Origin of the sequence: Lysinibacillus phoenicis (assembly GCF_047238325.1) — a bacterium.
GTDB classification, from domain to species: domain Bacteria; phylum Bacillota; class Bacilli; order Bacillales_A; family Planococcaceae; genus Lysinibacillus; species Lysinibacillus irui.
Map to the genome: position 1 here is coordinate 3,476,736 of NZ_JBDFMP010000002.1, position 25,271 is coordinate 3,502,006.

Sequence of the window (25,271 nt, forward strand, 5' to 3'; positions counted from 1 at the left end):
CCTAGCGAAAATAGAGAACGAAAAGTCGCTCGCGCTTGAAGGCATGTGTGCGAGTAAAAACCTTAAACATGCCTTACCCAATGGAAACTTTCAACTAAACTAAATTGAAAGCTTAAAGAGTAAAGATAAAAGTACAAAGCTTACGTCTTAAAGTTCTTTTGGTAAAAGCTCAAAATTCAACATTTAAAAATCTTTTAAATCCTGGGGAAATGGTTAAGGTATCGACTTTTCTAGACCGTCTATCATCCACCAGGCAGCTTGTGCTGTGCTAAATAAAGAAAAGGACGTCTCGATTTTTTTGAGACGTCCTTTTTGCCATTTATTTATTTTTCAATACAAGCTTTGCCACGCATTCCACCTGAGCTGTCTGAGCGAACATGTCAACAGGCTGAATATACTCAACATGATAAAGGTTCGATAATTGTTGTAAGTCCTTAGCTAGAGTCGATGGGTTACAAGAGGTATAAACAAAACGTTTAGGTTTAAGCTTAAGCACTGTTCGAATAAACTCAGGAGCAAGTCCTGTACGTGGTGGATTTACAGTAATAACATCTGGTGTAAACCCTTCTTTTCTCCATTTAGCTAGGACATTTTCTGCTGTACCAACTGCATATTTAGTATGCTTAAAGCCATGATTACGTGCATTTTTACGTGCATCTTGAATGCTTTCAGGAATGACATCCATCCCACGGACTTCCTTCGCTTGATCTGCTAGCCAAAGTCCAATTGTTCCGACTCCACAATAAGCATCTACAACTATTTCTTTACCAGTTAAAGCAGCAGCCTTTTTAATTTCATTATAGAGATGAACAGTTTGCGTTGGGTTTAGCTGGAAAAAGGCGCGTGCTGATAAATCAAAGGCCAATTCACCAAGCTCCTCGTGGATTGTTTCTTTACCATCAAGAACAATCGTTTCATCACCAAAGATTAAAGAAGTTTTCTCACGATTTATATTTTGTGCAATGGATACAATGCTAGGATCAATCTTTTTAATACGTGTTATAAGTTCAGTTAAATGAGGAATTTCTTTACGAGTAGTTACAAGTACTACTTGTGTCTCCCCAGTGCGTATACCAGTACGAACTACAATCGTACGAACTAAACCATCAAGCGTACGACCATCGTAAATAGTTATATTCAATTTTTGTAAAATCTTACGTGTTGCAACAGTAATTTTAGAAGTGACGGGGTGCTGAACAAGGCAATCATTTATATTCAATAGCTTGTTACTTCCTTCTGCAAATAAGCCAGCATATACGCGCTTGCCTTCTTTACGCACTTGGAACTGGCTTTTATTACGATAGTGCCAAGGATTATCCATACCAAGTGTTTTCCGTACCTCTACAGTTTCAGCTAATGGCTTTGCATAACGTTCTAATGCTTGAATAACAATATCACGCTTTTCCACTAGCTGTTTGTCATAAGTCATGTGCTGAAGCTGACAGCCACCACATTCGTTGTAAACTGGACAAGGTGCTTCCTGACGGTATTTTGAAGCTTTTCGGATTGATAATATTTCAGCTTCAGCAAAATTACGCTGTGTTTTTGTTACTTGAGCTGTAATTTCTTCTCCAGGAATTGCCCCTTTCACAAATACTACATTACGTTTGTAAAATCCTACACCCTCACCATTAATACCAAGTCTTTTTATTGTTAATGGGAATTTTTGTCCCACGGTCATCGTTGTTTGCTGCGTCAAACGTTCCACGTCCCTGCTTTATAATGTCATCTCCCCATTATAACGAAGGTACAGGGGATTGCAAAGCAACAGGGAAATCATCATATTCTAATACTAAATCGTCAAGTGATAAAAATGTATAGCCTTGTTTTTTTGCTTCTGCAATAAACATTGGTAAAGCTTCAGCATTGTCCTGTGCTACTGTGTGCATTAATATAACCGCTCCAGGATGCAATTGTTCCATTAGTGCATTATAAGCATAATCCGCACCACGTCGTTCATCCTTCATCCAATCCTTAAATGCTACAGACCAGAAAATATGACGATAACCTTCTGCATTTCCCACCTCTAACACTTTTGCATTAAAAATACCTTCGGGTGGACGGGCATAAGTTGTGCGGTCAATTCCAGTTAATTCGCGTAGCTTTCCATCGAACTTTTTCCATTCTGCACGCATTCCATCTGGAGAGAGACGAGCCATATTGGGATGACCATAAGAGTGATTCCCGATTGTATGACCATCTTTTACCATGCGTTTCACTAAATCGCTGGCACTGTCTAAATAATGTCCTGTTAAAAAGAAGGTTGCAGGTACATTTTCCTTTTTCAATGTATCCAAAATACTTTCGGTAAAGCCGTTTTCATAGCCATTATCAAATGTTAAATAGGCAATTTTTTTATCCGGCTTTCCTTTGTAAATAGCTCCATATTTATCAAGTAACTGATCAAGCTGCGCTCCTGCCTCTGCCTGCTCCCCATTTTTAGCGCGCTTAAAGCCCCAATGGTGTTCATCAGAACCGGCAGCAAAATTTGGATTAAAGCTAATTCCTGCGGCAATAATAAAAGTAGCGATTACCGCACCTACAATATGTTGTTTCCACATAAAAAACGCATCCTTTCTTTTTCATTAGGATGCGTAAAAAAGCTAGAAATTATCCACTATTTCCGAGCATTTAATATGTCTTCAAGTGCTTGTGTTAAATAAGGATATTGAAATGTAAAATGATGTTTTTCTAAAACTGTTGGGAGGACATGTTGCCCCTCTAAAACAAGTTTACTTTGTTCACCGAGAGCTAAACGTATAGCAAAACCTGGCACAGGCATCCAATGACGTCTACCCATGACCTTTGCAAGTGTTTGTCCAAGATCTTTCATTCTCATAGCATTTGGGGCCGTTACATTAAATGGTCCATGGATACTTTCATTCATTATAGCGAAATAAATGGCACGTGCTACGTCATCGATATGTACCCATGACAGCCATTGTTCACCGGAGCCAATAGTTCCACCTACATGCATTTTATACGGTAATAGCATTGGTGGGAGTGCACCGTTGTCTCGTCCTAAAATGACACCAAAACGTGCGAGAGCAACCCGAATCCCAAAACGCTCTGCTCGTTTTGCATGGCGTTCCCAATCATGGACGGTTGTTCCCAAAAAGTCAGTTGCATAAGCCGTAAAATCTTCATCATAGATTGCTTCTGTTGAAGTCGGATAAATACCTACCGCACTAGCATTAACAAATACTTTAGGTTTTTTCGTAAGTATTTCCATTATCCGTATTATTTCAAGTGTCGTAGTCATTCGGCTCCAATAGATAGCCTTTTTTTGTCTTTTCGTCCAGCGCCCATTATTTAAAGAAACACCTGCAAGATTAACAAAAACATCTACACCTTCAAATAACTCTACAGAAGGCTGGTGCGGCTGTAGCCATTGTACATAGTGAACGCCATTATCTATTTTTGATTGATGACGTGTTAAGACAAAAAGGTTATGACCATAGTCTTGCAATAGCTTTATAAGGGCTTTTCCAACAAAGCCAGTACCACCTGCAATAACGATTTTCATAACAACACCTCTTTTCGAATATAAGCTTACTTGTAAGTTTACCATGTAACCTATTAGTGAACATCTGTAGCGTATGGTTTGAAAACGTATGTGTCAGAGGCGCAAAAAATCTTCGTTAATATATAGTACCCATGCAAGCAGAGATAACTACCTAATTAGAGAGGTGAATACCAGTGTACGTAGGCAAAATACTAATACCAATTATCAAATCCTTTAAAAAGAAATGCTATAATAACTAGAGTGAGGTGTTTGCTATGCGTATGATTACAAAAATTGCACGTCAAAAAAACAATCCTGAGCGCTATAATATTTATTTAAATGAAGAATATGCTTTTCCGGTTGATGAAGCTATTCTCATTCAATTTGGTTTAACAAAGGGGAAAGTACTGGACGAATTTGAAATCCAGGAAATTGCCTATGAGGATGAAATACGTAAGGCATTTAATAAAGGATTAAATTTTTTATCTTATCAAATGCGAAGTGAGCATGAGGTTAAGAAAAAGCTCCTTGCATTAGAATTTGGAGAAGCAGTGGTGTTAGAGGCAATCCAGAAGTTAAAAACATATGGTTTTATCAATGATGAAAATTACTCAAAGGCATTGCTCGATACAAAAAAGGCTACTATGAAAAAAGGGCCAAGAGCGATTAGACAAGATCTTATCAAAAAAGGCATAGATAAAAACTTACAGGATGAGGTGCTTGCTACATATAGTTTCGAAGAACAATTAAACCTAGCTAGCCAGTTAGCCGATAAAATTGTTCGTTCAGAAAACAAAAAAACACCAACACAAGTAAAGGCAAAAATCCAAGATTATCTGTTAAGAAAAGGTTATGCATTTTCTATTGTTGAAGAGGTGCTTAACCAAATAGAGCTTGGACAAGATGAAGACAACTGGCAACAGCTCCTCGATGTTCAAGGCGAAAAAGTTTGGAAAAAGTACGTATCGAAGTATACTGGTTATGAGCTGAAAATGAAAATTAAACAGGCGCTCTATCAAAAGGGTTTTCCTATAGAGGTAATAGATCGTTTTATAGAAGAGAAGGAGAATGAAGAATGAACGAAAAAAATTATGCTGCTATGTCAGAGCATGAACTACGTGAGGAAATAGCTTTTCTAAAAGAAAAAGCACGTAAGGCCGAGCAGCTAGGAATTATCAATGAGTTTGCTGTTTATGAACGCAAAGCCTTAATGGCAGCTGCTTATTTAGTAGATCTGGATACGATTGTACCAGGAGAAATGTATCGTATTGATGGTTCGGATAATGAATTTTTCCAAGTAGATTATCTAAAGGGACGCTTTGCTTGGGGACACCGTTTAGGTGGAAACAAGTATCAAGAAGCATTACCTGTATCTATACTATCCCCTGTAAAGGTGGGAAAGTAAGTGGAAGATAAAATTGAAAAATTGACAGCTGAGTTGCTGGCAAAAAATCCGCAAATGTCAGTGGGCCGAGCACGTGTTTGGGTTGAACTGTTATGGAGTGACTTTGAATCAACAGCTGCCAAAGCAGGATACGCTTATCGAGGCGCAGATTATACAGAAAATCTAGTACGCCAATTAATTACAAGCTATGGTGATAAACTCCATACCTTTGCAGGACGCAATCCAAAGTACTCTCATTTATTAGATGCTAGTGATGATATGATCCAATAAGAAAACCCTGACCACTATTGGTCAGGGTTTACTGCTTAATTACTTGCACCGATTTGTAGTTTTTTCTGTAACTTATCTTCTGTGAAAATCCAGCCCGTATAGGACGTCATGATTTCATTATTATCATTTAAATGTGCAACGGCCACGAAAGGATAACGATTATCGCTACGGTAACGCAGATCGATTAATCTTACTTCTGTTAAGCCGTTTTCAAGCTCTGAGATTTCCCATCGGTACATGGGGGAAAAGGACACAAATGCTGCTAAGTTAGGGTCTTTCATTGCAGCATGGATAAGCGCAGTTTTTGGTAAAGGCTTAATTTCGAATTTATCGTAAATATTAACTGTCCTTCCATAAGCTCGCCCTACATAGTAATGTGTTTTAGATTTGGCTGCGATTCGCCAATGAAAGAAGCGCATAGTAGGTGCTACAATGACGTATTCTTCGTCCTGTAAGGTATGATGCACAGCTTTTTTTACAGCTTTTTGAACAGAAAATCGTAAAATATAATAAACTACAATGACGACATACATGATGCTAAATGTCCAAACAGGATTTGTACCAAATGCCCATAACACAATACCAAGACAATGTAAGGAAAAAATAATTGGATCAAATGTATTTATAACACCTAACGCTACCCACTTTCTAGAAAATGGTCGTATTGCTTGAGTACCATAGGCGTTAAAAATATCAACAAAGACGTGAAGGGCTACAGCTAAAAATGTCCAAAGCCATAAATGAAACACATTTACGTCTTGCAAAATAAGCGATAAAACAACTGTAATTAAAATGGGCCAAATAGCTACAGCTGGTAGTGAATGTGTAATTCCACGGTGATGACGAATATAGATGGCGTTATTACGTAGTTTTAGCACAGTGTCGACATCTGGAGCCTGTGAGCCAATAATTGTACCTGCCATTACTGCAGTAAAAGTCATTGAATGGTTGGCTACTACAGGGTCGGCTAATGCAAGACCGCCAAGGGCTATACCCATAACGAAATGTGTACCTGAATCCAAAAATATCCACTCCTAGTATGCAATAAAATCGAGTACAATGTGCATACATCTTTATTTCAATAATAAAAGGTATATTGAAATTTCTAACATTCAGTCTTGGAATAAAGACAATTTTTGTCGATTATTCCCGAATGTACTTTTCCTAATTGTATACCCTTTTCATCATAAATTAAATCGTAAAAACATCGGAGGTCACTGTGAATTACCCATATGTAACAGAATTTCGACAATCTTTAGTCGAATGGTTTAACGCTGAGAAACGCGACTTACCGTGGAGACATACAACAGACCCTTATAAAATTTGGGTATCGGAAGTGATGCTACAGCAGACACGTGTCGACACAGTTATTCCTTATTACAATCGTTTTATGGAAAGTTTTCCAACATTAGATTTACTCGCGGAAGCACCACAAGACTATTTACTGAAGCATTGGGAAGGTCTTGGTTATTATTCCCGTGTACGTAATTTACAAGCAGGTGCTCGTGAAGTTTTAGAAAATTACGGTGGCGTTGTGCCCGATAATCGTCACGAAATATCGAAATTAAAAGGTGTTGGCCCCTATACGGCTGGAGCTATTTTAAGTATTGCCTATAATAAGCCTGAACATGCAGTTGACGGCAATGTTATGCGTGTTTTAAGTAGAGTGCTTGATATACATGATGATATAGCCTTGCCAAAAACGAAGAAAATTTTTGAAGTAGCGGTCGAAGAGCTAATTGATCCTAATCATGCTTCCTCTTTTAACCAAGGTCTAATGGAACTAGGGGCACTCATTTGTACGCCTACCTCTCCAAAATGTTTATTATGTCCAGTAAGAGAGTATTGCACCGCATTTAATGAGGGCGAACCAGAAAAGTTACCTGTCAAATCAAAGAAAATAAAAATGAAGCATCTCACGTACGAAGTCCTTATATGTGAAGATGTTAATGGAAAATTTCTAATGGAACAACGACCTGAGGAAGGATTGCTGGCTAAATTATGGCAATTTCCGATGATTGATACTAGTCAATCATCAATTGAAAACTTTACAAAGGAATACCCATTAGAGGGACAAGCTAAACAGGAGCTGATTTCTTTTAAACATGTTTTTTCACATTTAACATGGCATTTAAATAGCTATTATATGAAATGTGAGACAGCTACAATGGGCAATTGGTTAACGCCGGAGCAGATAGAACGATTACCGATGCCGGTTCCTATGTTAAAAATTTGGGAAGAAGTAAAAAAGCAAATCATAGGGAAATAAATCCTTCTGTAAATCATCAATTCATGAGCATAAATGTCATCACCTCCGTACACAATAATTAGCGTGGAGGTGAATGAATAATGAAAAAGCAAAACAACCAAAATTTCCAACCGAATAAAAACATGCAACGTCAAAGTGAAGAGTTTGGTTTTGAAACGGACGTAAATGAAGTGCAAAAGCAAAATGCAAAAGCAGAGCAAAAGAAAGCTCAATCTTCAGGTCGTTTCTCGAAAACTAACCAAGATTTAGGTGAATAACACTTTGTAATTGCATAATGCATTTACCTCTAAGGGGCTGTCTGAAATCCGAAAAGATGAATAAGACAGCCCCTTTCTTATTGAGGAAAGAAGTGAATATAGGCGTGCCTTTAGAAGTAGAATAGTTGGTGAAAAAACTAAAAAATATCAACAAAGTGGATGTTATAATAAAATTCATTTATAATTGACTAAATTTTATACGAATTCAAAATAGCGTAGTGAAATTTGTGGTTTTCTAACTACACCTTTCGCGTACACATTGCTATAATATACTAGAGACTGCTAGATTTAGGTAGCATAGACGAAAAGGTGGGCTTCAAAATGGCATTACCGGTAGAAGGAGAAACGATACAAATACATAGTTATAAGCACAATGGCCGTATCCACCGTGTTTGGCAAGAAACGATGGTTTTAAAAGGTACGAAGAATATCATGATCGGTGCGAATGAACGGACACTTGTGACAGAATCCGATGGTCGTACATGGCTAACGAGAGAGCCTTCTATTTGTTACTTCCATGCGGAACACTGGTTTAATATCATCTGTATGCTACGGGAAGACGGAGTGTATTATTATTGCAATCTAAGCTCACCGTTTGTTTTCGATAATAATGCCATTAAATATATCGACTATGATTTAGACATTAAAGTTTTTCCTGATATGTCTTATACCCTCTTAGACGAGGATGAATATGAGCTTCATCGTAAGGAAATGTCTTATCCTGATGTCATTGATAAAATTTTAAAGCGCAATGTCGATAAATTAATAAGCTGGATTCAACAAAAAAGAGGACCATTTGCACCCGATTTCATCGATGTCTGGACAAATCGTTACAAATTCCAACTTGATATGCAGTCAGATGATTGTTAAAGAAAATCCGAACTATTCTGTGAGACTCTATAGTAGTGACTCCAGATAGTTCGGTTTTTCTATTTAAGTCACTCGGTAAATCAAGACGCGTAAATGATTTTTGCCTGTTTTTTGTTAATTTCAGCACATGTTGTATGTGTCCTCGGAAAATTAGGTGTAATAACAGCGAATATAAAATAGTTCGCTATAAAGTCATCATAACTGTATTTTAATCAAAATATTGCTATAATACTTAGGGCATTCATCATTGAATGTCTGTTTCTTTTTGTAAGGATGTGATAAAAAATTGGGAAGTATCAGGCGGTATATGCGCTTTGTAAAACCATATACATGGGAAATTATTTTAACGATTATCATTGGTATAGTAAAATTTGCTATTCCTCTATTTATTCCACTGCTCATTAAGATTGTGTTAGACGATATTATTGCAGCAGAAGATTTAACAGATGTAGAAAAAACGAAAGAGCTGTTTTATTGGCTAGGCGGAACGATTATTGTGTTCTTTATTATCCGTCCACCAATTGAGTATTATCGACAATATTTTGCACAACACGTAAGCAATAAGGTTTTGTTTGATATTCGTAAGGAAATCTATGCACATTTACAGCGATTAAGTTTAAGATATTATGCCAATACACGTGCTGGAGATGTGATCTCAAGGGTCATTAATGATGTCGAACAAACGAAAAACTTTGTTATGACAGGTTTAATGAATGTATGGCTGGATCTTGCGACAATTGTTATTGCCATTGTCATCATGCTAACGATGGATGTAAAGCTGACATTAGTGGCGTTAGTTGCCTTTCCATTTTATGCATTGAGTGTTAAATACTTTTTTGGCAAACTGCGAGACTTAACACGTAAACGTTCTCAAGCACTTGCAGGTGTACAAAGCTATTTACATGAACGTGTAGCGGGTATGAGTATTATTAAAAGCTTTACGTTAGAAAAGCATGAACAAAAATTATTTGATACAGCAAATGGGGAATTTTTAGAGAAGGCACTTGATCAAACAAAATGGAATGCAAAATCATTTGCAGTCGTGAATACTATTACCGATGTTGCGCCATTGCTAGTTATAGCCTATGCGGGCTACCAAGTAATAAATGGCTCACTTTCTGTCGGTACGATGGTTGCCTTTATTGCTTATATTGAGCGATTATATGGTCCACTGAGACGACTTGTAAGCTCATCAACCACTTTAACGCAATCAATTGCCTCAATGGATCGGATGTTTGATTTAATAGACGAGCCCTATGAAGTGAAAAATAGGGAACATGCACGTGAACTACCACGTGCAAATGGGAAAGTTCGCTTTCACAATGTATCCTTCCAATATGAAAAAACGGGGTCACCTATTTTAAGTTCAATTGATTTTACGATTAATCCTGGAGAGACTGTTGCCTTTGTTGGCATGAGTGGCGGTGGTAAATCCACGATTATCAGTTTAATTCCTCGTTTTTACGATACAACAAGTGGTCAAGTAACCATTGATGGATACGATGTACGAGATGTCACTTTACATTCGTTGCGTTCACAAATTGGGATCGTCCTGCAAGATAATATACTTTTTAGTGATTCTGTTAAAGAGAATATTTTAATGGGTCGCCCAGATGCAACAGATGAACAGGTCATCGAAGCAGCCAAAGCGGCAAATGCCCATGACTTTATTATGAGTCTGCCAAATGGTTATGACACAAAGGTTGGTGAACGAGGAGTAAAGCTATCGGGAGGACAAAAACAGCGTGTTGCTATTGCACGTGTATTTTTAAAAAATCCACCGATTTTAATTCTGGATGAAGCTACTTCTGCCTTAGATTTAGAAAGTGAAGCATTGATTCAAGAATCCTTAGATCAGCTCGCTCATGAACGGACAACTATTGTCATCGCACACCGACTTTCTACTATTACCCATGCTGATAAAATTTTTGTCATAGATCATGGTCAATTAATCGAAAGCGGTACACATGAGCAGTTAATGGACAAACAAGGGACGTATTATAATTTATTCCAAGTACAGCATTTGGATTAAAATTCGTACAAATTATGAAATTATTTCAAAAAAGTCTTTCGTTTATTTATAAATGGAAGGCTATTTTTTTGTGATAAATGTAAAAAATTATCCCTTTATAAGATTTAATTATTATTGAAGGCGATTATTGTAGAAATTCTATGTAATTTGCAGAATATTAATGATTGAAAGAGTTCAGTATTTTAGTTAGAATTATCTGAAAATAAGGAATTTAACGAAAGTTATAGTATTCTATTAATATTATTATACAATTAAGTAAAATATAGGTAGGGTGAGGCGTTACACATGAGGAAAAAGCTACTAGAAATAAAAGGGTTAAAAACAACCTTTTTTACAGATAATGGAGAAATTCCTGCTGTAGACGATATCGATTTTTCTGTCCATGAAGGAGAAATTTTAGGGATTGTAGGGGAATCGGGAAGTGGTAAAAGTGTTACGTCGCTATCCATCATGGGGTTAATTCCATCACCACCAGGAAAAATTACAGGTGGTGAAATATTGCTAGATGGCAAAAACCTTGCGAAATGTACAGATAAACAAATGCAAAAAATACGTGGTAAAGACATAGCAATGATTTTCCAAGAACCGATGACTTCTCTAAACCCTTTATTTACAATCGGTGATCAGCTCAAAGAGGCTATATTAATTCATAATCCTAAGTGGTCGAAAAAGGAAGCGGTTTCAAGAGCAATCGACATTATGAAACTTGTAGGTTTACCACGAGCAGAGGACCTACTAAAAGATTATCCGCATCAGCTATCTGGAGGGATGCGCCAAAGGGTGATGATTGCCATGGCACTGGTTTGTGACCCTCAGGTACTAATTGCAGATGAGCCAACAACTGCGTTGGATGTTACCATTCAGGCACAAATTTTACAGCTAATGAAAGACTTAAATAAAAGATTGAATACAGCTGTATTGTTAATTACACATGATTTGGGTGTTGTAGCAGAAACGTGTGAGCGTGTGATTGTTATGTATGCTGGACAAATTGTAGAGGAGGCGCCGATTCAAGAAATTTTTAAGAATCCTAAACATCCATATACACAAGGTCTTATTCAATCAGTGCCTGATATGCGCTATAAAAAGGATAATCTATACTCCATCCCTGGCAGTGTTCCTAAACCTGGAAGTATTCAAGTTGGTTGTCGCTTTGCGGCACGCTGCGAATATGCGATGGAACGCTGTTTACAGGAAACACCACCTTTATTTGAGGCAGCAGAGAACCATAAATCAAGATGTTTTTTACTAGAGGAGCAGGAGGTGGAGCAACGTGTCGAAAGCGTTATTAAAGGTTGATGGTTTAAAGAAATATTTCCCTATTCGAAAGGGTGTCCTTAATTCTCATGCAGGAGATGTAAAGGCGGTAGATGATGTTTCGTTTGAAGTGTTTGAAGGAGAGACATTAGGTATTGTTGGAGAATCTGGCTGTGGCAAATCGACGACGGGTCGCCTATTAATGCGTTTGCTAGAGCCAACTGAAGGTAAAATAGAATTTGCAGGTAAAATGATTTCAGAATTATCTAACAACGAAATGAGGAAGGCACGCAGGGATATCCAAATGATCTTTCAGGATCCTTATGCCTCATTAAATCCGCGCCATAATATCGGCAAAATATTAGAGGAGCCACTTATTGTCCATGGCATCGGTAATGCCAAAGAGCGAAAACAAAAAGTGTTGGAGCTTCTGGAGATTGTTGGGTTAAATGAATATCATATCAAGCGTTATCCGCATCAGTTTAGTGGAGGGCAAAGGCAGCGTATTGGCATTGCTAGAGCATTGATGACGAACCCTCGCTTAATTATTGCGGATGAGCCAGTCTCGGCGCTAGATGTGTCCATTCAGGCACAAGTCTTGAATTTATTGCAAAAGCTGCAAAAAGATTTAAAGCTAACGTATATTTTTATATCACATGATTTAGGGGTTGTACGTCACATTAGCAATCGTGTTGGCGTAATGTACTTAGGTAAATTAGTTGAGTTGACAGCGAGTGAGGACTTGTATGCTGAACCGCTTCATCCATATACACAGGCACTTTTATCTTCAGTTCCAGTTCCAGATCCTACATTTGAGCGTGAACAGATTATTATTTCTGGAGATATCCCAAGTGCATCAAATCCGCCGAGCGGTTGTACCTTCCATACGAGATGTCCTTTTAAAAAGGAACAATGCTCACAAGTAGTGCCTAAAATGCAAGAAGTAAAACCAGGTCATTATGTTGCTTGCCATCTGTATGAGGCGCTCCAACATTAAATGATATAAAAACGACATAGGGGGAAAATCAATGAAGAAAAAGAAGCTTTGGACCTTGGGTGTAATGCTACTCCTTATTCTCTCGACGATCTTAGCAGCTTGTGGCGGCTCAGATACTAAGGATACGGGTAGTAAAGATACATCAACTGGTGGCGATTCAGCTGGCAGTGGTGAACCAAAAATTTTAGTTTATGGTCGTGGTGGAGATTCTGTAGCACTAGACCCTGCTGTTGTCACAGACGGTGAATCCTTTACAGTGACAGCTAATATTTACGAGACGCTTGTAAACTTTGGTGAGCAAGATGTAACAATTAATCCTGGTCTAGCAAAATCTTGGGAGGCATCAGAGGATGGATTGACGTATACTTTCCAGCTCCAAGAAGGTGTTAAATTCCATGATGGTACAGACTTCAATGCCGAGGCAGTTGTTAAAAATATTGAACGTTGGAAATCAAGTACTGATAAATATCCATACTTTAGTACTCAATTTGTCGTTGGTGGCAAGCAAATTATTGACTCAGTAACTGCTGAGGGTGACTATACAGTTGTATTTAAACTAAGCCAACCACAAGCACCGTTCCTGAAAAATTTAGCCATGTCTCCATTTGCGATTGCTTCTCCAACAGCCTTTGAGGCAGATGAAGAAGGATTATCAACAAATCCTGTAGGAACAGGTCCATTCAAGTTTGTTAGCTGGGTACGAAATGATTCTATCACAATTGAAAAAAATCCAGATTACTATATTGATGGTTATCCAAAACTAGATAAAGTTATTTATCGTTCTATACCTGAAAACTCTGCACGTTTAAATGATTTAATTGCAGGTAATATTGATGTAGCTGATGGCTTAAGTCCATCTGATAAAGGAACAATTGAAGGCGATGCAAATCTACAGTTAATTGAACGTCCATCTATGAACGTTGGATATCTTGGTTTAACAGTAACTCGTCCTCCATTTGATAATGTCAAAGTACGTCAGGCAGTCAACTATGCAATTGATAAACAAGCTTTAGTAGATGCATTTTATGAAGGCTTAGCAGAGCCAGCGAAAAACCCAATGCCACCGGTAATTACAGGCTATAACGATGAGGTAACAGGCTATACGTATGATCCTGAAAAAGCGAAAGCATTACTTGCTGAAGCAGGCTATGATGGTAAGGAAATTGAGCTATGGGCAATGCCAGTTCCACGTCCATACATGCCAGACGGACAAAAAATTGCTGAAGCGATTCAAAAGAATTTAGAAGATGTGGGCATTAAATCTAAAATTGTGTCATATGAATGGGCAACTTATTTAGATAAAGCTGAAAAGGGTGAAGCGGATGCATTCTTACTTGGCTGGACAGGTGATAATGGAGATGCTGATAACTTCCTTTATTCATTATTAGACGGTGATAATATTGGCTCAAATAACTATACATTCTACGACAACCAAGAATTACACAAGTTATTAACAGCTGCGCAAACTGAAATTGATGAAGATAAGCGTAATGAATTGTATAAGCAGGCTCAAGTTATTATTTCTGAGGACGCTCCATGGGTTCCTCTTGCTCACTCAACACCAATTTTAGCTGCTAACAAGAAAGTTACAAATTATATTGCGCATCCAACTGGTTCTGACCGTTTAGATGCAATAGATATTCAATAGTAAACTGCATTCTTAAATAATAAAGAGGTATGTAAAGAATCTGCTTGCTTTTCTGCGGGTAAGCCGTGGAATTCTAGCAGATTCTTTTCTAGTAAAGGAAATCCAATCCTTTACTCTGTATGAAAGATCTCATCTAAACATTAAAGCCGTTTGGTGAAAGCTTAACCTTTCAACAGTATATAGACTTCAAAGTAGATTATGAAAATCATAGAGAGGTGATGAAAATGCTTCACTATATGGGGAGACGATTACTTCAACTAATCCCAGTTTTGCTTGGAATGACTTTTATCGTCTTTATGTTGATACGTGCAATACCTGGAAATCCAGCACAAGTTATTTTAGGACAACAGGCAACAAAAGAGGCGGTCGAGGCATTAAACGCAAGTTTAGGATTAGATAAGCCTTGGTATACACAATATTTTAGTTATTTAGCAGGTATTTTTCAGGGAGATTTAGGGGTGTCCTTACGTACAAAATTACCTGTATCAGAGGAAGTATTTCCGTATCTAGCAGCAACGGCTGAGCTTGCATTTTTTGCTATGATTATTGCTATTGTTATAGGTGTTAATGCTGGCATTATTTCTGCCTGGTTCCAAAATTCTTGGTTCGATTACATTGCTATGGTTGTGGCACTAGTTGGTGTATCTGTACCCGTATTTTGGCTAGGTTTAATGGAGCAGTGGACATTTAGTAGTCAGCTTGGCTGGTTGCCTACTTCAGGTCGAGATGATGTTCGTAATCCTGTAACCGCCATAACCCATTTCTATTTACTAGATACGCTCATGCAAGGACGCTTCGATCAATTCATTGAAGTTTTAAAGAGATTAATATTACCAGGTGTTGCGCTTGCGACGATTCCGATGGCTATTATTGCAAGAATCACAAGGGCATCCATGCTTGAAGTGATGCGTTCAGATTATGTACGCACCGCACGAGCTAAAGGACAAAAAATGTTTATTGTGGTTTATAAGCATGCATTAAAAAATGCTGTTATTCCTGTATTAACGGTAATCGGTTTACAAACAGGATTACTGTTAGGCGGTGCCATTTTAACAGAGACGATTTTTAGTTGGCCAGGCATTGGTCGTTATATTTATGATGCGATTGGCTTTAGGGATTATCCGGTCATTCAATCAGGTATTCTAATCGTTGCATTTATTTTCATCATGATTAACTTAATCGTGGACTTGTTGTATACAGTGATTGATCCACGTATTAAATACAAATAGAAGGGAGTTGCAATGATGACTGGAGCAATTGACATAAAAAAGGAAGCAGCACCAGTTCAAGAAAAAGCAGTAGGTCCATGGCTTGAAGGCTGGCGAAGCTTTAAAAAGAGCAAAGTGTCTTTAGTAGGTGCAGGAATTGTACTATTTTTTATTTTACTTGCTATTTTTGGCCCAAATGTGGCATCACAGGGGATAAATGAACAAGATTTATCAAAACGTTTATTGGCACCATCAAGTGAACATTGGTTTGGTACGGATGATTTTGGGCGGGATATTTTCTCTAGAATCATTCATGGTGCACGAATTTCGTTATGGGTAGGCTTTTTTTCAGTAGTTTTATCCGTAATTGTTGGTAGTTTGCTTGGAATTATTGCAGGTTATTATGGAAAATGGATTGATACAGTTATTTCACGTATTTTTGATATTATGCTAGCTTTCCCTAGTATGCTATTAGCAATTGCTGTCGTGTCAGTGCTTGGACCATCCTTACAAAATGCATTAATTGCTATTGCAATTATTAACATACCTAATTTTGGTCGTTTAATACGCTCAAAAGTGTTGAGTGTCAAGGAAGAGGAGTATATCGTATCAGCAAAAGCAATTGGCATGCGGGATTCAAGAATATTATTTTCACATATCTTGCCGAATTCTATGACACCTATTATTGTACAAGGAACGCTTGCTATTGCGACAGCTATTATTGAAGCGGCAGCGTTAGGTTTCCTTGGACTAGGGGCTCAAGCTCCAGCACCAGAATGGGGAAAAATGCTAGCCGATGCGCGGAAGTTTTTATTAAATGCTCCTTGGACGATGATTTTCCCTGGTTTAGCTATTATGCTAACAGTTCTAGGCTTTAACCTAATGGGTGATGGACTACGAGATGCACTTGATCCAAAAATGAAAAGCTAGTTAATACATTACACCTTCTACAAGTTAGAAGGTTTTTTTTCAGCTACTTGGCAAACATGAAGAAAGGGGTAAATAGGAACTCTTTTACAGCAAAAACGTTCTAAATTATAGTAGTGGACCAAACTGCTTTTCAAAAATAAGTGAAATTATCTTTCTGGAGCCATTAATTGAATTTTTTGTCATGTTAATTTAGACTTAAAAAGTAGAAAATTTTTATCATAGTAGATTATTGCTTACCATATAATCTTTCAGTTGAAATACATATTTTAGGAGGGTGTTAAAATTGGGGATTAATTTACAAAAAGGGCAACGTGTTGATTTAACAAAAGGAAATGCTGGTTTAAATAAAATTAAAGTAGGCTTAGGCTGGGACCCTGTAGGGCAAGAGAAAAGCGGCGGCTTTTTAGGCGGTTTATTTTCTAGTAGAAATAGCGGTAGTAGTGGACGAAGCGTTGACTGTGATGCATCTGTATTAATGCTGCAAGATGATAAGGTTATTGCGGGAGACGATGTTGTTTATTTTGGAAAATTAACAAGTAAATGCGGCTCTGTTCAACATTCAGGTGATAATTTGACAGGTGACGGCGATGGGGATGATGAGGTAATTACAATTGAGCTATCGTCTGTGCCAACTCAATATAACAAGCTTGTGTTTGTTGTAAACATTTACGATGCAGCAGGGCGTAACCAACACTTTGGTATGATTCAAAATGCATATATTCGTGTGTATGATGACAGGACAGGAAGTGAGCTAATTCGTTATAATTTAACTGATAATTATTCGAATTTAACGACGTTAGTCTGTGGGGAGATTTACCGCCATAATAATGAATGGAAATTTGCTGCAGTTGGTACGGGAACAAATGATTTGAAACTTGGCGACGTTGTTCGAAGATATCAATAAATAAATGACTAAATAGGAGGAATAAAAATATGGGCATTTCACTACAAAAAGGTCAAAAGGTAGATTTAACAAAAACAAATCCAGGATTAACAAATGTTGTGGTAGGATTAGGCTGGGATACAAATAAATATGATGGTGGTCATGATTTTGATTTAGACTCATCTGTATTTTTACTTGCTGATACAGGGAAAGTAGCAGATCAAAATGACTTTATTTTTTACAACAATACAATTGGTGGAAACGGTTCAGTAGAGCATTCAGGTGATAATTTAACAGGTGTCGGTGAAGGTGACGATGAAGTGGTGAAAGTCGCATTAACTCAAGTTCCTGCTCATGTTCAACGTCTAGCATTCACGGTAACTATTCATGATGCGGAATCTCGCAGTCAAAACTTTGGAATGGTATCGAATGCCTATATTCGTATTATAAATGCTGCATCCAATGAAGAAATTATTCGCTATGATTTAGGTGAGGATTTCAGTATTGAAACAGCTATTGTAGTCGGTGAATTATATCGTCATAACGGTGAATGGAAATTTAACGCAATTGGTGCTGGCTATCAGGGTGGCCTAGCTGCTTTATGTAATGACTATGGCTTGAGCGTAAACTAAAATTTCATCTTTGGACAGAAAGGGAGATTTTGAATGGCTATTCAATTAAGTAAAGGGCAACGAATTGATTTAACAAAGCAAGATCCTGGTTTAAACAGCATCGGAATTGGCTTGGGCTGGGACGTTAAGCAATTCGATGGTGGGCAAGACTTTGACCTTGATGCATCTGTATTTTTATTAGATGCATCAGGCAAGTGTCGTAATGAGCAGGACTTTATCTTTTACAATAATTTAGCAAGTGCAGACCAATCTGTTGTTCATACTGGTGATAACCGGACAGGTGAAGGTGATGGGGATGATGAGAAAATCCTTGTGAACCTAAAGCAAGTGTCTCCTCAAATTGAAAAGATTGTGGTGACGGTTACCATTTATGATGCAGAGGGGCGCCATCAAAACTTTGGACAAGTCTTAAATGCCTATGTTCGTTTGACGAATGAAGAGACTGGATCTGAGGTATTACGTTATGATTTAGGCGAAGATTTTAGTATTGAAACGGCTGTAGTTTTTTGTGAGCTGTACCGTCATAACGGTGAGTGGAAATTTGCTGCAGTAGGCTCAGGCTATCAAGGTGGCCTAGCAGCATTAATCAACGCATATGGCCTACAGTAAAGAGTAGGGTAGGTATATGCTGAAGGGTCTTGGGTGATGTGAATAACTGTGAGGTGACCAGTTTTACAGATTCTGTATCTTGAAGCCTTATCGTATTGCACTGAAAATTGCTACTATATTTGGCACCATCTTTCAAATGAAATTTTTCTTTATTAATTGCTGCATTCTTATTGACATTTGTTGCACACAAGATGAATAAGAAAACAGCAGTGTAAACAAGGCACTGTATTGGTCTGTATGGAACAGGCTGATACAGTGCTTTTTTCACAAAAGGCATAGTTATTGGGGAGAGGATACGATGCAACACTTTGCAACAGAAGCAGAGACTATTTTTTATAAGAAGCCACAGCCTTTTACAAAATGGGAATCGCCAGATATTTTGTCATATGCCCTAGGCGCTACTTTATATATGCCTGCTTCCATGCCTACGATTGTGAGTTTGATTCAATCACAAAAATATAAAGAACTCACATCACTCGTTATTGATCTGGAGGATGCAGTAGGGGATATAGAATTAGTAGATTGTGAAGCAAAGTTGATTGAGGATATGAGCGAGTTATACGAGCTCTACCAACAAAAACAACTACTACTTGAAGATCTTCCATTGCTTTTTATTCGTGTACGTCATGTTGAACAATTTCGTTATTTAACGACTGCTTTAGGAAAAAAGCAAGAAATCCTAACTGGCTATGTTTTCCCGAAATTTACAGCAGCAAAAGGCGCCTGTTATTTTGAAATTCTAGAAAAAACAATTTTAGAGAATGATTTAGTTTTATATGGTATGCCGATTTTAGAGAGTCATGAGGTCCTCTATAAGGAATCTCGCATGGAAGCATTATTAGGCATTAAAGAAGTTCTACATCAATACAGAAACCGTGTATTAAATGTACGTATTGGTGCAACTGATTTCTGTGGTATTTACGGTATTCGCCGCCGCATGGACTCTACTATTTATGATATTAGTGTAATTCGAGATTGTATTGCAGATATTGTTAATATCCTTGGTCGCGAGGAAGATGGCTTTGTTATATCTGGGCCAGTGTGGGAGTATTTTAGTAATCAGCGTGTATTAAAGCCTGCATTAAGAGAAACACCATTTAGCGAGAAGGGTGCACTTTATACGAGGAAAGCATTATTAGACGATTGTTTAGATGGATTAATGAAAGAAGTTCTCATGGACAAACAAAATGGCATTGTGGGTAAAACGATTATTCATCCTAGTCATATTCGAGTCGTGCATGCATTATATGCGATTTCCTTTGAAGAATATCTAGATGCGCTAAGTATTATAGAAAATAATGATGGCCGTAAAGGTGTGATGAAAAGCCATCATGCTAATAAAATGAATGAAATCAAACCACATATGAGATGGGCACAGCGAATAGTAAAACAGGCACATGTCTATGGCGTATATCATGAATCCGTTGATTTTGCCTCACTCTTATTAAACTCTGATATAGGTGGTAGTATTTATGCAACAACAAATGAGTAAATTAAGTATTTTACCGGATTATTCAATCGATATTGAAATTACCTCCAATCCGCACAAATTTGAACTAACTGATTTATTTAAAATGGCAGCCCGTATTAATAAGAAAAGGCAATTTTTGTTTGTAAGCACCGTTCTAGGTAAACATTTAGCTGTACGCCCACAAGTCCCTTTACTGACTGGAGCTCTTTTAGCCTTGATGTATCATGAGAATCTTACTGGAGATAAAGCAATGACTTCGGATGCCGTTGTAAAAGCTTTAAAAGATGGGAATAGGTTCGATGAGGTTCAAAATTCCGTTGAGGGCAGCATAGAGTTAGCACAAGAAACATTGTTTATAGGATTTGCTGAGACGGCTACTGCCCTAGGACATGCAGTATTTAATGCGTTCCATTCAAACGCTATGTACATCCACACAACACGTGAAGTTCTTCCTGATTTAGAGCCATTTATTACATTTGAGGAAGAACACTCACATGCGACAAGCCATAGAATTTATACGGAAGATCCTGAAGCTTTACTGCAAGCTAAAAGCATCGTGTTAATTGATGATGAGATTACTACTGGTAATACGGTCATTAACATTATTCAAACGTTAAGAAAGAAATTTCCGTTAGTTAGGCAATATGCTGTGTTATCTATTTTAGATTGGCGTTCCGAGCAGCAGCAAATGCTCTTTAAAAATTTAGAGGATCAGTGGGATATTTCTATTGAGTTCATCGCAATCATGTGTGGACATTTTAGTTGTTCAGGGACTCCCAGCTTAACAAGCATACAGCCAAGCGTACAAACACAGAGTGCACAGGATATGACATTGTGGCCAATTCAAGTGTCTGCTGATCGCAAAACTTTCCAATCAGTTGCAGAGAACGGTTTAGTAAACAAACAACCTTATTTAGTAGCAACAGGAAGATTTATGCTTACTTCAAAACAACATGTTCAACAAAAGGAAATGCTACAAGTAATCGCCCAGCAATTAAAAGGGCTACGTACAGATGGACCAGCACTTGTCATTGGAACAGGTGAGTTTATGTATGTTCCTATGCAAATTGCCTCTTACTTAGGGAACGATGTATATTTTCAATCAACCACGCGCAGTCCAATTTATTGCTCGGATGATGTTGGGTATGTGATTACAGAAAAAATTGCCTTTGAGAGTCCAGAAAATAATGGGGTTCAAAATTATTTATATAATGTTGAAAGTCAGTCCTACACGGAACTTTTTGTTGTGGTGGAACGTATAGCAAGTAAAGAGGTAGTTGCCCGTATGGTAAAGGCACTACAAGAAGTTAGTAGCGCTACAATATATGTGATTTGTATGCATGAATAGGAGGTTGAATGATGATATCGACTTTACAGCCAGATAAAATGGGCAGCTATGCTCCAGAGGACGTTACTTTTTTATTGCGTGATATAGGAAATGTATTTCTTGAAATGGATAATGAGAAACGTGAGCAGCTTATTCAATCAGGCACACATTATTCAGAAATGCTACCAATAGAGAAGCAACCATCCGATATGTATATGAATCTTTTTTATAAAACGTTAGACGCTTATGCAGAAAGAATTGCAATTGCTGTTGGCGTAGTGGCAGAGCAAATAATCGAAAGTAGGGGGTTAGACAATTTAATTCTTGTTAGTTTAGCCCGAGCAGGTACACCTATCGGCATTTTAATCAAACGCTATATATCTATGCGTTATAGGGTGAATGTTCCGCATTACTCCATCTCTATTTTGCGCGGTCGCGGCTTTGATGAAACAGCCATTCGTTACATTTTGACACAGCATCCTCTAGGCTGTCTTCAATTTATCGATGGTTGGACTGGTAAAGGGGCAATTACCAATGAATTAATTCAATCCTGTCAAAAATTTAATGCGCAATACCAAGGGCAATTGAATGCCAATTTAGCTGTATTGGCCGATCCTGGGCATTGTGCAGCCATTTATGGTACTCGAGAAGACTTTTTAATACCATCTGCTTGTTTAAATTCGACTGTATCGGGATTGGTGAGTAGAACGGTTTTAAATCGACAATTTATGGATGCGAACGACTTTCATGGTGCTAAATACTATAAAGAATTAGAGGATCTAGACGTCTCCAATCTGTACATAGAACGTATTGTCACATGCTTTGAACAGGTGCAGAGTACAATTATGCAACAATTACTAAAACAGGACGAATCTCCAATTACTTGGGAGGGCATGAAGTCTGTGCAAAATATTCAACGAGATTTTTGTATTGATAATATTCATTTTATCAAACCGGGTGTTGGTGAGACGACAAGAGTTTTGCTGCGACGTTTACCTTGGAAAATTTTAATTAATCCGCGGTACATGGATGAACTGCAACATATTTTATTTCTTGCCCAAGAAAAACATATAGTAATAGAAGAATATTCTAATATGTCCTATGCATGTTGTGGTTTAATAAAAGAAATATAGAGGAGATTAAGATGATACTATTTACATCTGATTTAGATAGAACACTTATTTATTCTAAACATATGATGAAACTGTTTCCACCTGCTACAGAGACATTGGTAGTTGAACACAAAGCAGAGGAAGCAATGAGTATGATGACGCTGGCAACCGCAACACTATTACATCAGGTACATCAACAAACACTCTTTGTACCTGTTACGACTAGGGCGTTACATCAATATAAGAGAATCCATTTTATTAATGATTTGTGTCCTACTTTTGCAATTGCAAGCAATGGGGGTACAATATTAGAAAAGGGTCAACCATATGAAAACTGGACGAAAATCTTAAGCAGACGTATCGAGGATTCATCTATTCCTCGTGAGGATATGTTAAAGCATTTTTATACCATTCAATCTGAAACATGGCTACAACGTACTTTGTATATAGATGATCTTTTTTACGTCCATCATGTGGATATTGAAGTTTTACCCCACGATGAATTACAAGCTATAATTCAAGAGTTTGATGCTCATGGTTGGTATGTTCTTCTACAAGGTAAAAAACTGTATTTTATGCCAAAGGTACTGACAAAGGAAGCGGCTATCGAATATATAAAAGAATTCTGTACATACGATGTGCATATAGCAGCGGGTGACTCTATTATGGATTATGGAATGCTGGCAATGGCTGATGTAGCTTTTACACCGAACCACGGAGATTTAAAGGATAAACAGCCAAAAATTCTACAAAATACAACTTACTCGGCTCACAACGGTGAAGCATTTACAAAGGACTTGCTAGAAACGGTCTTGCAAATAGCTTCACACCAAACCGTTGTATAGGTTATTCAAATATTATTTGTAGTCATAAGGTAGAGTCGTCCTATGACAATTGAAATCCTCAGCATATGCTGAGGATGATTTTGAGGAGGTGCGTTTGTATGCAAACAATCACAATTAAATCAGTGTTGGAGCGTCACCCTGATGATTGGCTACAGGCGTTTCAAGATTCACCAAGGGATCGTGCATTTTATGAGGAAACAGCACAGCAAGTGAGTTTTAGCAGGATTGCGGTTCGTGTATTAGGCGTACCAATCGAAGAAGATGATTATTTTAATTCATTATTTACATTGTCACAAAACCCTCAGATCCATATTTTAAGTGAAGAATTAAATAAGCATATTGAGCAAAAGGATTTTCAGGCTATACAAACCATTTTATCGCAGCATCAACAAACGCCAAAAGGGCTATCAATTAACCGTTTAGTGGCGATGATGTATGGCCATCAGTTAATTCCCAAACATGATGATAGCGTAATGAATCGACATTTACAGCTAGCAACTATTAAAGTTGTGGAGCTCTTTCAAGAACAACAATCACTAGGTCTGCTATCAAATGAATTTCGCCGTTTTTTAATTGATATGGTGAAATGGTTAAAAAATCATTGGATTCAATGGACAAAAACAATGAATCCAACAGATGATTTTCCAAAAGTTGTTTGGTATGGGGACACAACGGTTAGCCAACGTTATTTTTTATTACTTTTAATGGAGCTTGGATGTGATGTATTAATTTTTCATCCAGCTAAAATAGATGAGTTCGCTGAAATTGATCCTACAGAGTCGTTTTCCATCACATACTCATATCCCAACCAAACAACTTTACAGCCATTTCCTGACAAGCTCCGTGATCGCCAGGCAACTGTAGGTTATCGTTCTAGTCAGCATTTCGAGCAATTAATGCATGATCAGCAATCAGGTGTTTATAAGCCTTGGCAGTTTAAGGATTTTATGCCACGGTCATTAACATTACGGATGACATATGATGATATTTTTATTTATGCTAAAGAAAAAGCGTTGGTTCGACCACAATTTGAGGTAATTGGCAACGAGGTAGTCATTCCAGTCATCTTTGCAAAAATAAGTGGGGTTTCGAGTAAACGAGAAGAGTATTGGCATTATATGCATCAGTTACTAGCAAGTCCACAAACTGTTTTTGTACAGGACTTCCCTTTTACAACTACGAGCAGGGCCAATTTTCATTTTCACTATAAGCATTGTCTCGTGAATGGTGAACTAACTGTAGAGCGCATTATGCAAAGCGATTGGTGGCAATATGGTGAATTAACATTCGAGCTACAGCATGCAATTGCCCACACAATAAAAACGTCATGTGAACAACCAATGTTAAAACAACAGCCAAATGAAACGTTATATGATTTACAGTTATTTATATTTAAACAACTATCGATGATTCCTCAAGATATCTTACGGTTACTGCAAGGCTTTGATTATTCACAAGAGGTACCAAAAATCGTGTTATTCCAGGCGCCTCAACAGCCAGCATTATCGCGTGAAGATATTGCATTATTAGCATTTTTAAATCGCTTTGGAATGGATATTATCTTATATAATCCAACAGGACAGTTAGACTTAGAAAAGCATTTGCAAGAGGATACTTACGATGTACATCGTTTAGAACATATGCTGTTTGACTTGCACTATGAGGAACCTAAGCAGCAAAAAAAGGCACCCGACAAAATCATCAAAAAGCTCTTTAATCGTTTTTTCTGATGATAGGAAGGAGG

Annotated in this window: 24 protein-coding genes; 20 read left to right on the plus strand and 4 right to left on the minus strand. The window is 37.6% G+C overall.

From position 1 onward, the window contains the following. Positions 1–319: 319 nt before the first annotated feature. From rlmD to ABC382_RS18795, 3 genes are read right to left on the minus strand one after another with little or no spacing between them, the layout of a single operon-like run. Entirely contained in the window at positions 320–1,699 is a 1,380-nt protein-coding gene (gene rlmD, locus ABC382_RS18785) for a 23S rRNA (uracil(1939)-C(5))-methyltransferase RlmD (RefSeq protein WP_412927012.1), read from the minus strand. A gap of 37 nt (positions 1,700–1,736) precedes the next feature. Continuing rightward, entirely contained in the window at positions 1,737–2,561 is an 825-nt protein-coding gene (locus tag ABC382_RS18790; protein WP_274794513.1) for a polysaccharide deacetylase family protein, read from the minus strand. A gap of 56 nt (positions 2,562–2,617) precedes the next feature. Then, positions 2,618–3,526: a TIGR01777 family oxidoreductase gene (locus ABC382_RS18795; RefSeq protein ID WP_322612009.1), complete on the minus strand. Its 909-nt coding sequence runs from the start codon at positions 3,524–3,526 to the stop codon at positions 2,618–2,620. A gap of 254 nt (positions 3,527–3,780) precedes the next feature. Between ABC382_RS18795 and recX the strand changes: the two genes are divergently transcribed. From recX to ABC382_RS18810, 3 genes are read left to right on the plus strand one after another with little or no spacing between them, the layout of a single operon-like run. Continuing rightward, positions 3,781–4,584, plus strand: a complete 804-nt coding sequence (recX, locus tag ABC382_RS18800; protein ID WP_274794511.1) for a recombination regulator RecX — start codon at positions 3,781–3,783, stop codon at positions 4,582–4,584. Then, positions 4,581–4,910, plus strand: a complete 330-nt coding sequence (locus ABC382_RS18805; protein WP_274794510.1) for a YfhH family protein — start codon at positions 4,581–4,583, stop codon at positions 4,908–4,910. The genes recX and ABC382_RS18805 overlap by 4 nt, the downstream gene beginning before the upstream one ends. After that, positions 4,911–5,180 carry a YfhJ family protein gene (locus ABC382_RS18810; protein ID WP_274794509.1) on the plus strand — a complete coding sequence of 90 codons (270 nt, stop codon included), beginning with the start codon at positions 4,911–4,913 and terminating at the stop codon, positions 5,178–5,180. Between the two features lie 35 nt (positions 5,181–5,215). On the opposite strand, the gene ABC382_RS18815 is transcribed toward ABC382_RS18810, so the two are convergent. Further along, positions 5,216–6,202 carry a metal-dependent hydrolase gene (locus ABC382_RS18815; RefSeq protein ID WP_322612010.1) on the minus strand — a complete coding sequence of 329 codons (987 nt, stop codon included), beginning with the start codon at positions 6,200–6,202 and terminating at the stop codon, positions 5,216–5,218. 197 nt (positions 6,203–6,399) lie between these two features. Here ABC382_RS18815 and mutY point away from each other — a divergent pair, with 197 nt between their 5' ends. From mutY to ABC382_RS18900, 17 genes are all read left to right on the plus strand, one after another. After that, positions 6,400–7,449, plus strand: a complete 1,050-nt coding sequence (gene mutY / locus ABC382_RS18820; protein WP_274794507.1) for an A/G-specific adenine glycosylase — start codon at positions 6,400–6,402, stop codon at positions 7,447–7,449. Between the two features lie 80 nt (positions 7,450–7,529). Beyond that, the gene (locus tag ABC382_RS18825) at positions 7,530–7,706 is read left to right on the plus strand and encodes a gamma-type small acid-soluble spore protein (RefSeq protein ID WP_274794506.1); all 177 of its coding nucleotides are present in this window, start codon (positions 7,530–7,532) and stop codon (positions 7,704–7,706) included. 321 nt (positions 7,707–8,027) lie between these two features. Continuing rightward, positions 8,028–8,576: a nucleoside tri-diphosphate phosphatase gene (gene ntdP / locus ABC382_RS18830; RefSeq protein WP_274794505.1), complete on the plus strand. Its 549-nt coding sequence runs from the start codon at positions 8,028–8,030 to the stop codon at positions 8,574–8,576. A gap of 286 nt (positions 8,577–8,862) precedes the next feature. Further along, positions 8,863–10,608 carry an ABC transporter ATP-binding protein gene (locus tag ABC382_RS18835; protein WP_322612011.1) on the plus strand — a complete coding sequence of 582 codons (1,746 nt, stop codon included), beginning with the start codon at positions 8,863–8,865 and terminating at the stop codon, positions 10,606–10,608. 285 nt (positions 10,609–10,893) lie between these two features. Further along, positions 10,894–11,907, plus strand: a complete 1,014-nt coding sequence (locus ABC382_RS18840) for an ABC transporter ATP-binding protein (RefSeq protein WP_312507507.1) — start codon at positions 10,894–10,896, stop codon at positions 11,905–11,907. Further along, positions 11,882–12,862 carry an ABC transporter ATP-binding protein gene (locus tag ABC382_RS18845; protein ID WP_274794502.1) on the plus strand — a complete coding sequence of 327 codons (981 nt, stop codon included), beginning with the start codon at positions 11,882–11,884 and terminating at the stop codon, positions 12,860–12,862. The genes ABC382_RS18840 and ABC382_RS18845 overlap by 26 nt, the downstream gene beginning before the upstream one ends. Positions 12,863–12,893: 31 nt before the next feature. Then, the gene (locus tag ABC382_RS18850) at positions 12,894–14,510 is read left to right on the plus strand and encodes an ABC transporter substrate-binding protein (RefSeq protein WP_322612012.1); all 1,617 of its coding nucleotides are present in this window, start codon (positions 12,894–12,896) and stop codon (positions 14,508–14,510) included. Positions 14,511–14,734: 224 nt separating this feature from the next. Next, positions 14,735–15,739, plus strand: coding sequence for an ABC transporter permease (locus tag ABC382_RS18855; RefSeq protein WP_274794500.1), 1,005 nt, complete (start codon positions 14,735–14,737; stop codon positions 15,737–15,739). A gap of 12 nt (positions 15,740–15,751) precedes the next feature. Next, positions 15,752–16,648 carry a nickel transporter permease gene (gene nikC / locus ABC382_RS18860; protein WP_322612013.1) on the plus strand — a complete coding sequence of 299 codons (897 nt, stop codon included), beginning with the start codon at positions 15,752–15,754 and terminating at the stop codon, positions 16,646–16,648. A gap of 283 nt (positions 16,649–16,931) precedes the next feature. Then, a complete protein-coding gene (locus tag ABC382_RS18865) occupies positions 16,932–17,552 on the plus strand; it encodes a TerD family protein (RefSeq protein ID WP_312507510.1) in 621 nt (206 codons plus the stop codon). A 29-nt stretch (positions 17,553–17,581) separates the two neighbouring features. Further along, complete coding sequence (locus ABC382_RS18870) at positions 17,582–18,163, plus strand: TerD family protein (RefSeq protein WP_274794497.1); 582 nt, start codon at positions 17,582–17,584, stop codon at positions 18,161–18,163. A gap of 33 nt (positions 18,164–18,196) precedes the next feature. Next, a complete protein-coding gene (locus ABC382_RS18875; RefSeq protein ID WP_274794496.1) occupies positions 18,197–18,772 on the plus strand; it encodes a TerD family protein in 576 nt (191 codons plus the stop codon). 298 nt (positions 18,773–19,070) lie between these two features. Continuing rightward, positions 19,071–20,264, plus strand: coding sequence for an HpcH/HpaI aldolase/citrate lyase family protein (locus ABC382_RS18880; protein WP_412927013.1), 1,194 nt, complete (start codon positions 19,071–19,073; stop codon positions 20,262–20,264). Next, the gene (locus ABC382_RS18885) at positions 20,245–21,591 is read left to right on the plus strand and encodes a phosphoribosyltransferase family protein (protein ID WP_322612015.1); all 1,347 of its coding nucleotides are present in this window, start codon (positions 20,245–20,247) and stop codon (positions 21,589–21,591) included. Before ABC382_RS18880 ends, ABC382_RS18885 begins: the two co-directional genes overlap by 20 nt. An 11-nt stretch (positions 21,592–21,602) precedes the next feature. Beyond that, entirely contained in the window at positions 21,603–22,703 is a 1,101-nt protein-coding gene (locus ABC382_RS18890; protein ID WP_322612016.1) for a cysteine protease StiP family protein, read from the plus strand. An 11-nt stretch (positions 22,704–22,714) separates the two neighbouring features. After that, complete coding sequence (locus tag ABC382_RS18895) at positions 22,715–23,527, plus strand: HAD family hydrolase (RefSeq protein ID WP_322612017.1); 813 nt, start codon at positions 22,715–22,717, stop codon at positions 23,525–23,527. Positions 23,528–23,625: 98 nt separating this feature from the next. Continuing rightward, a complete protein-coding gene (locus ABC382_RS18900) occupies positions 23,626–25,257 on the plus strand; it encodes a YceG family protein (RefSeq protein ID WP_312507512.1) in 1,632 nt (543 codons plus the stop codon). Positions 25,258–25,271 lie beyond the last annotated feature (14 nt).

What these genes read in the sequence shown, in the direction of transcription:
- ABC382_RS18790 (WP_274794513.1), bottom strand. Translation starts at nt 2,561, where the DNA reads ATGTGGAAACAACATATTGTAGGTGCGGTAATCGCTACTTTTATTATT.
- ABC382_RS18795 (WP_322612009.1), bottom strand. Translation starts at nt 3,526, where the DNA reads ATGAAAATCGTTATTGCAGGTGGTACTGGCTTTGTTGGAAAAGCCCTT.
- recX (WP_274794511.1), top strand. Translation starts at nt 3,781, where the DNA reads ATGCGTATGATTACAAAAATTGCACGTCAAAAAAACAATCCTGAGCGC.
- ABC382_RS18805 (WP_274794510.1), top strand. Translation starts at nt 4,581, where the DNA reads ATGAACGAAAAAAATTATGCTGCTATGTCAGAGCATGAACTACGTGAG.
- ABC382_RS18825 (WP_274794506.1), top strand. Translation starts at nt 7,530, where the DNA reads ATGAAAAAGCAAAACAACCAAAATTTCCAACCGAATAAAAACATGCAA.
- ntdP (WP_274794505.1), top strand. Translation starts at nt 8,028, where the DNA reads ATGGCATTACCGGTAGAAGGAGAAACGATACAAATACATAGTTATAAG.
- ABC382_RS18840 (WP_312507507.1), top strand. Translation starts at nt 10,894, where the DNA reads ATGAGGAAAAAGCTACTAGAAATAAAAGGGTTAAAAACAACCTTTTTT.
- ABC382_RS18850 (WP_322612012.1), top strand. Translation starts at nt 12,894, where the DNA reads ATGAAGAAAAAGAAGCTTTGGACCTTGGGTGTAATGCTACTCCTTATT.
- ABC382_RS18855 (WP_274794500.1), top strand. Translation starts at nt 14,735, where the DNA reads ATGCTTCACTATATGGGGAGACGATTACTTCAACTAATCCCAGTTTTG.
- nikC (WP_322612013.1), top strand. Translation starts at nt 15,752, where the DNA reads ATGATGACTGGAGCAATTGACATAAAAAAGGAAGCAGCACCAGTTCAA.
- ABC382_RS18870 (WP_274794497.1), top strand. Translation starts at nt 17,582, where the DNA reads ATGGGCATTTCACTACAAAAAGGTCAAAAGGTAGATTTAACAAAAACA.
- ABC382_RS18875 (WP_274794496.1), top strand. Translation starts at nt 18,197, where the DNA reads ATGGCTATTCAATTAAGTAAAGGGCAACGAATTGATTTAACAAAGCAA.
- ABC382_RS18880 (WP_412927013.1), top strand. Translation starts at nt 19,071, where the DNA reads ATGCAACACTTTGCAACAGAAGCAGAGACTATTTTTTATAAGAAGCCA.
- ABC382_RS18885 (WP_322612015.1), top strand. Translation starts at nt 20,245, where the DNA reads ATGCAACAACAAATGAGTAAATTAAGTATTTTACCGGATTATTCAATC.
- ABC382_RS18890 (WP_322612016.1), top strand. Translation starts at nt 21,603, where the DNA reads ATGATATCGACTTTACAGCCAGATAAAATGGGCAGCTATGCTCCAGAG.
- ABC382_RS18895 (WP_322612017.1), top strand. Translation starts at nt 22,715, where the DNA reads ATGATACTATTTACATCTGATTTAGATAGAACACTTATTTATTCTAAA.
- ABC382_RS18900 (WP_312507512.1), top strand. Translation starts at nt 23,626, where the DNA reads ATGCAAACAATCACAATTAAATCAGTGTTGGAGCGTCACCCTGATGAT.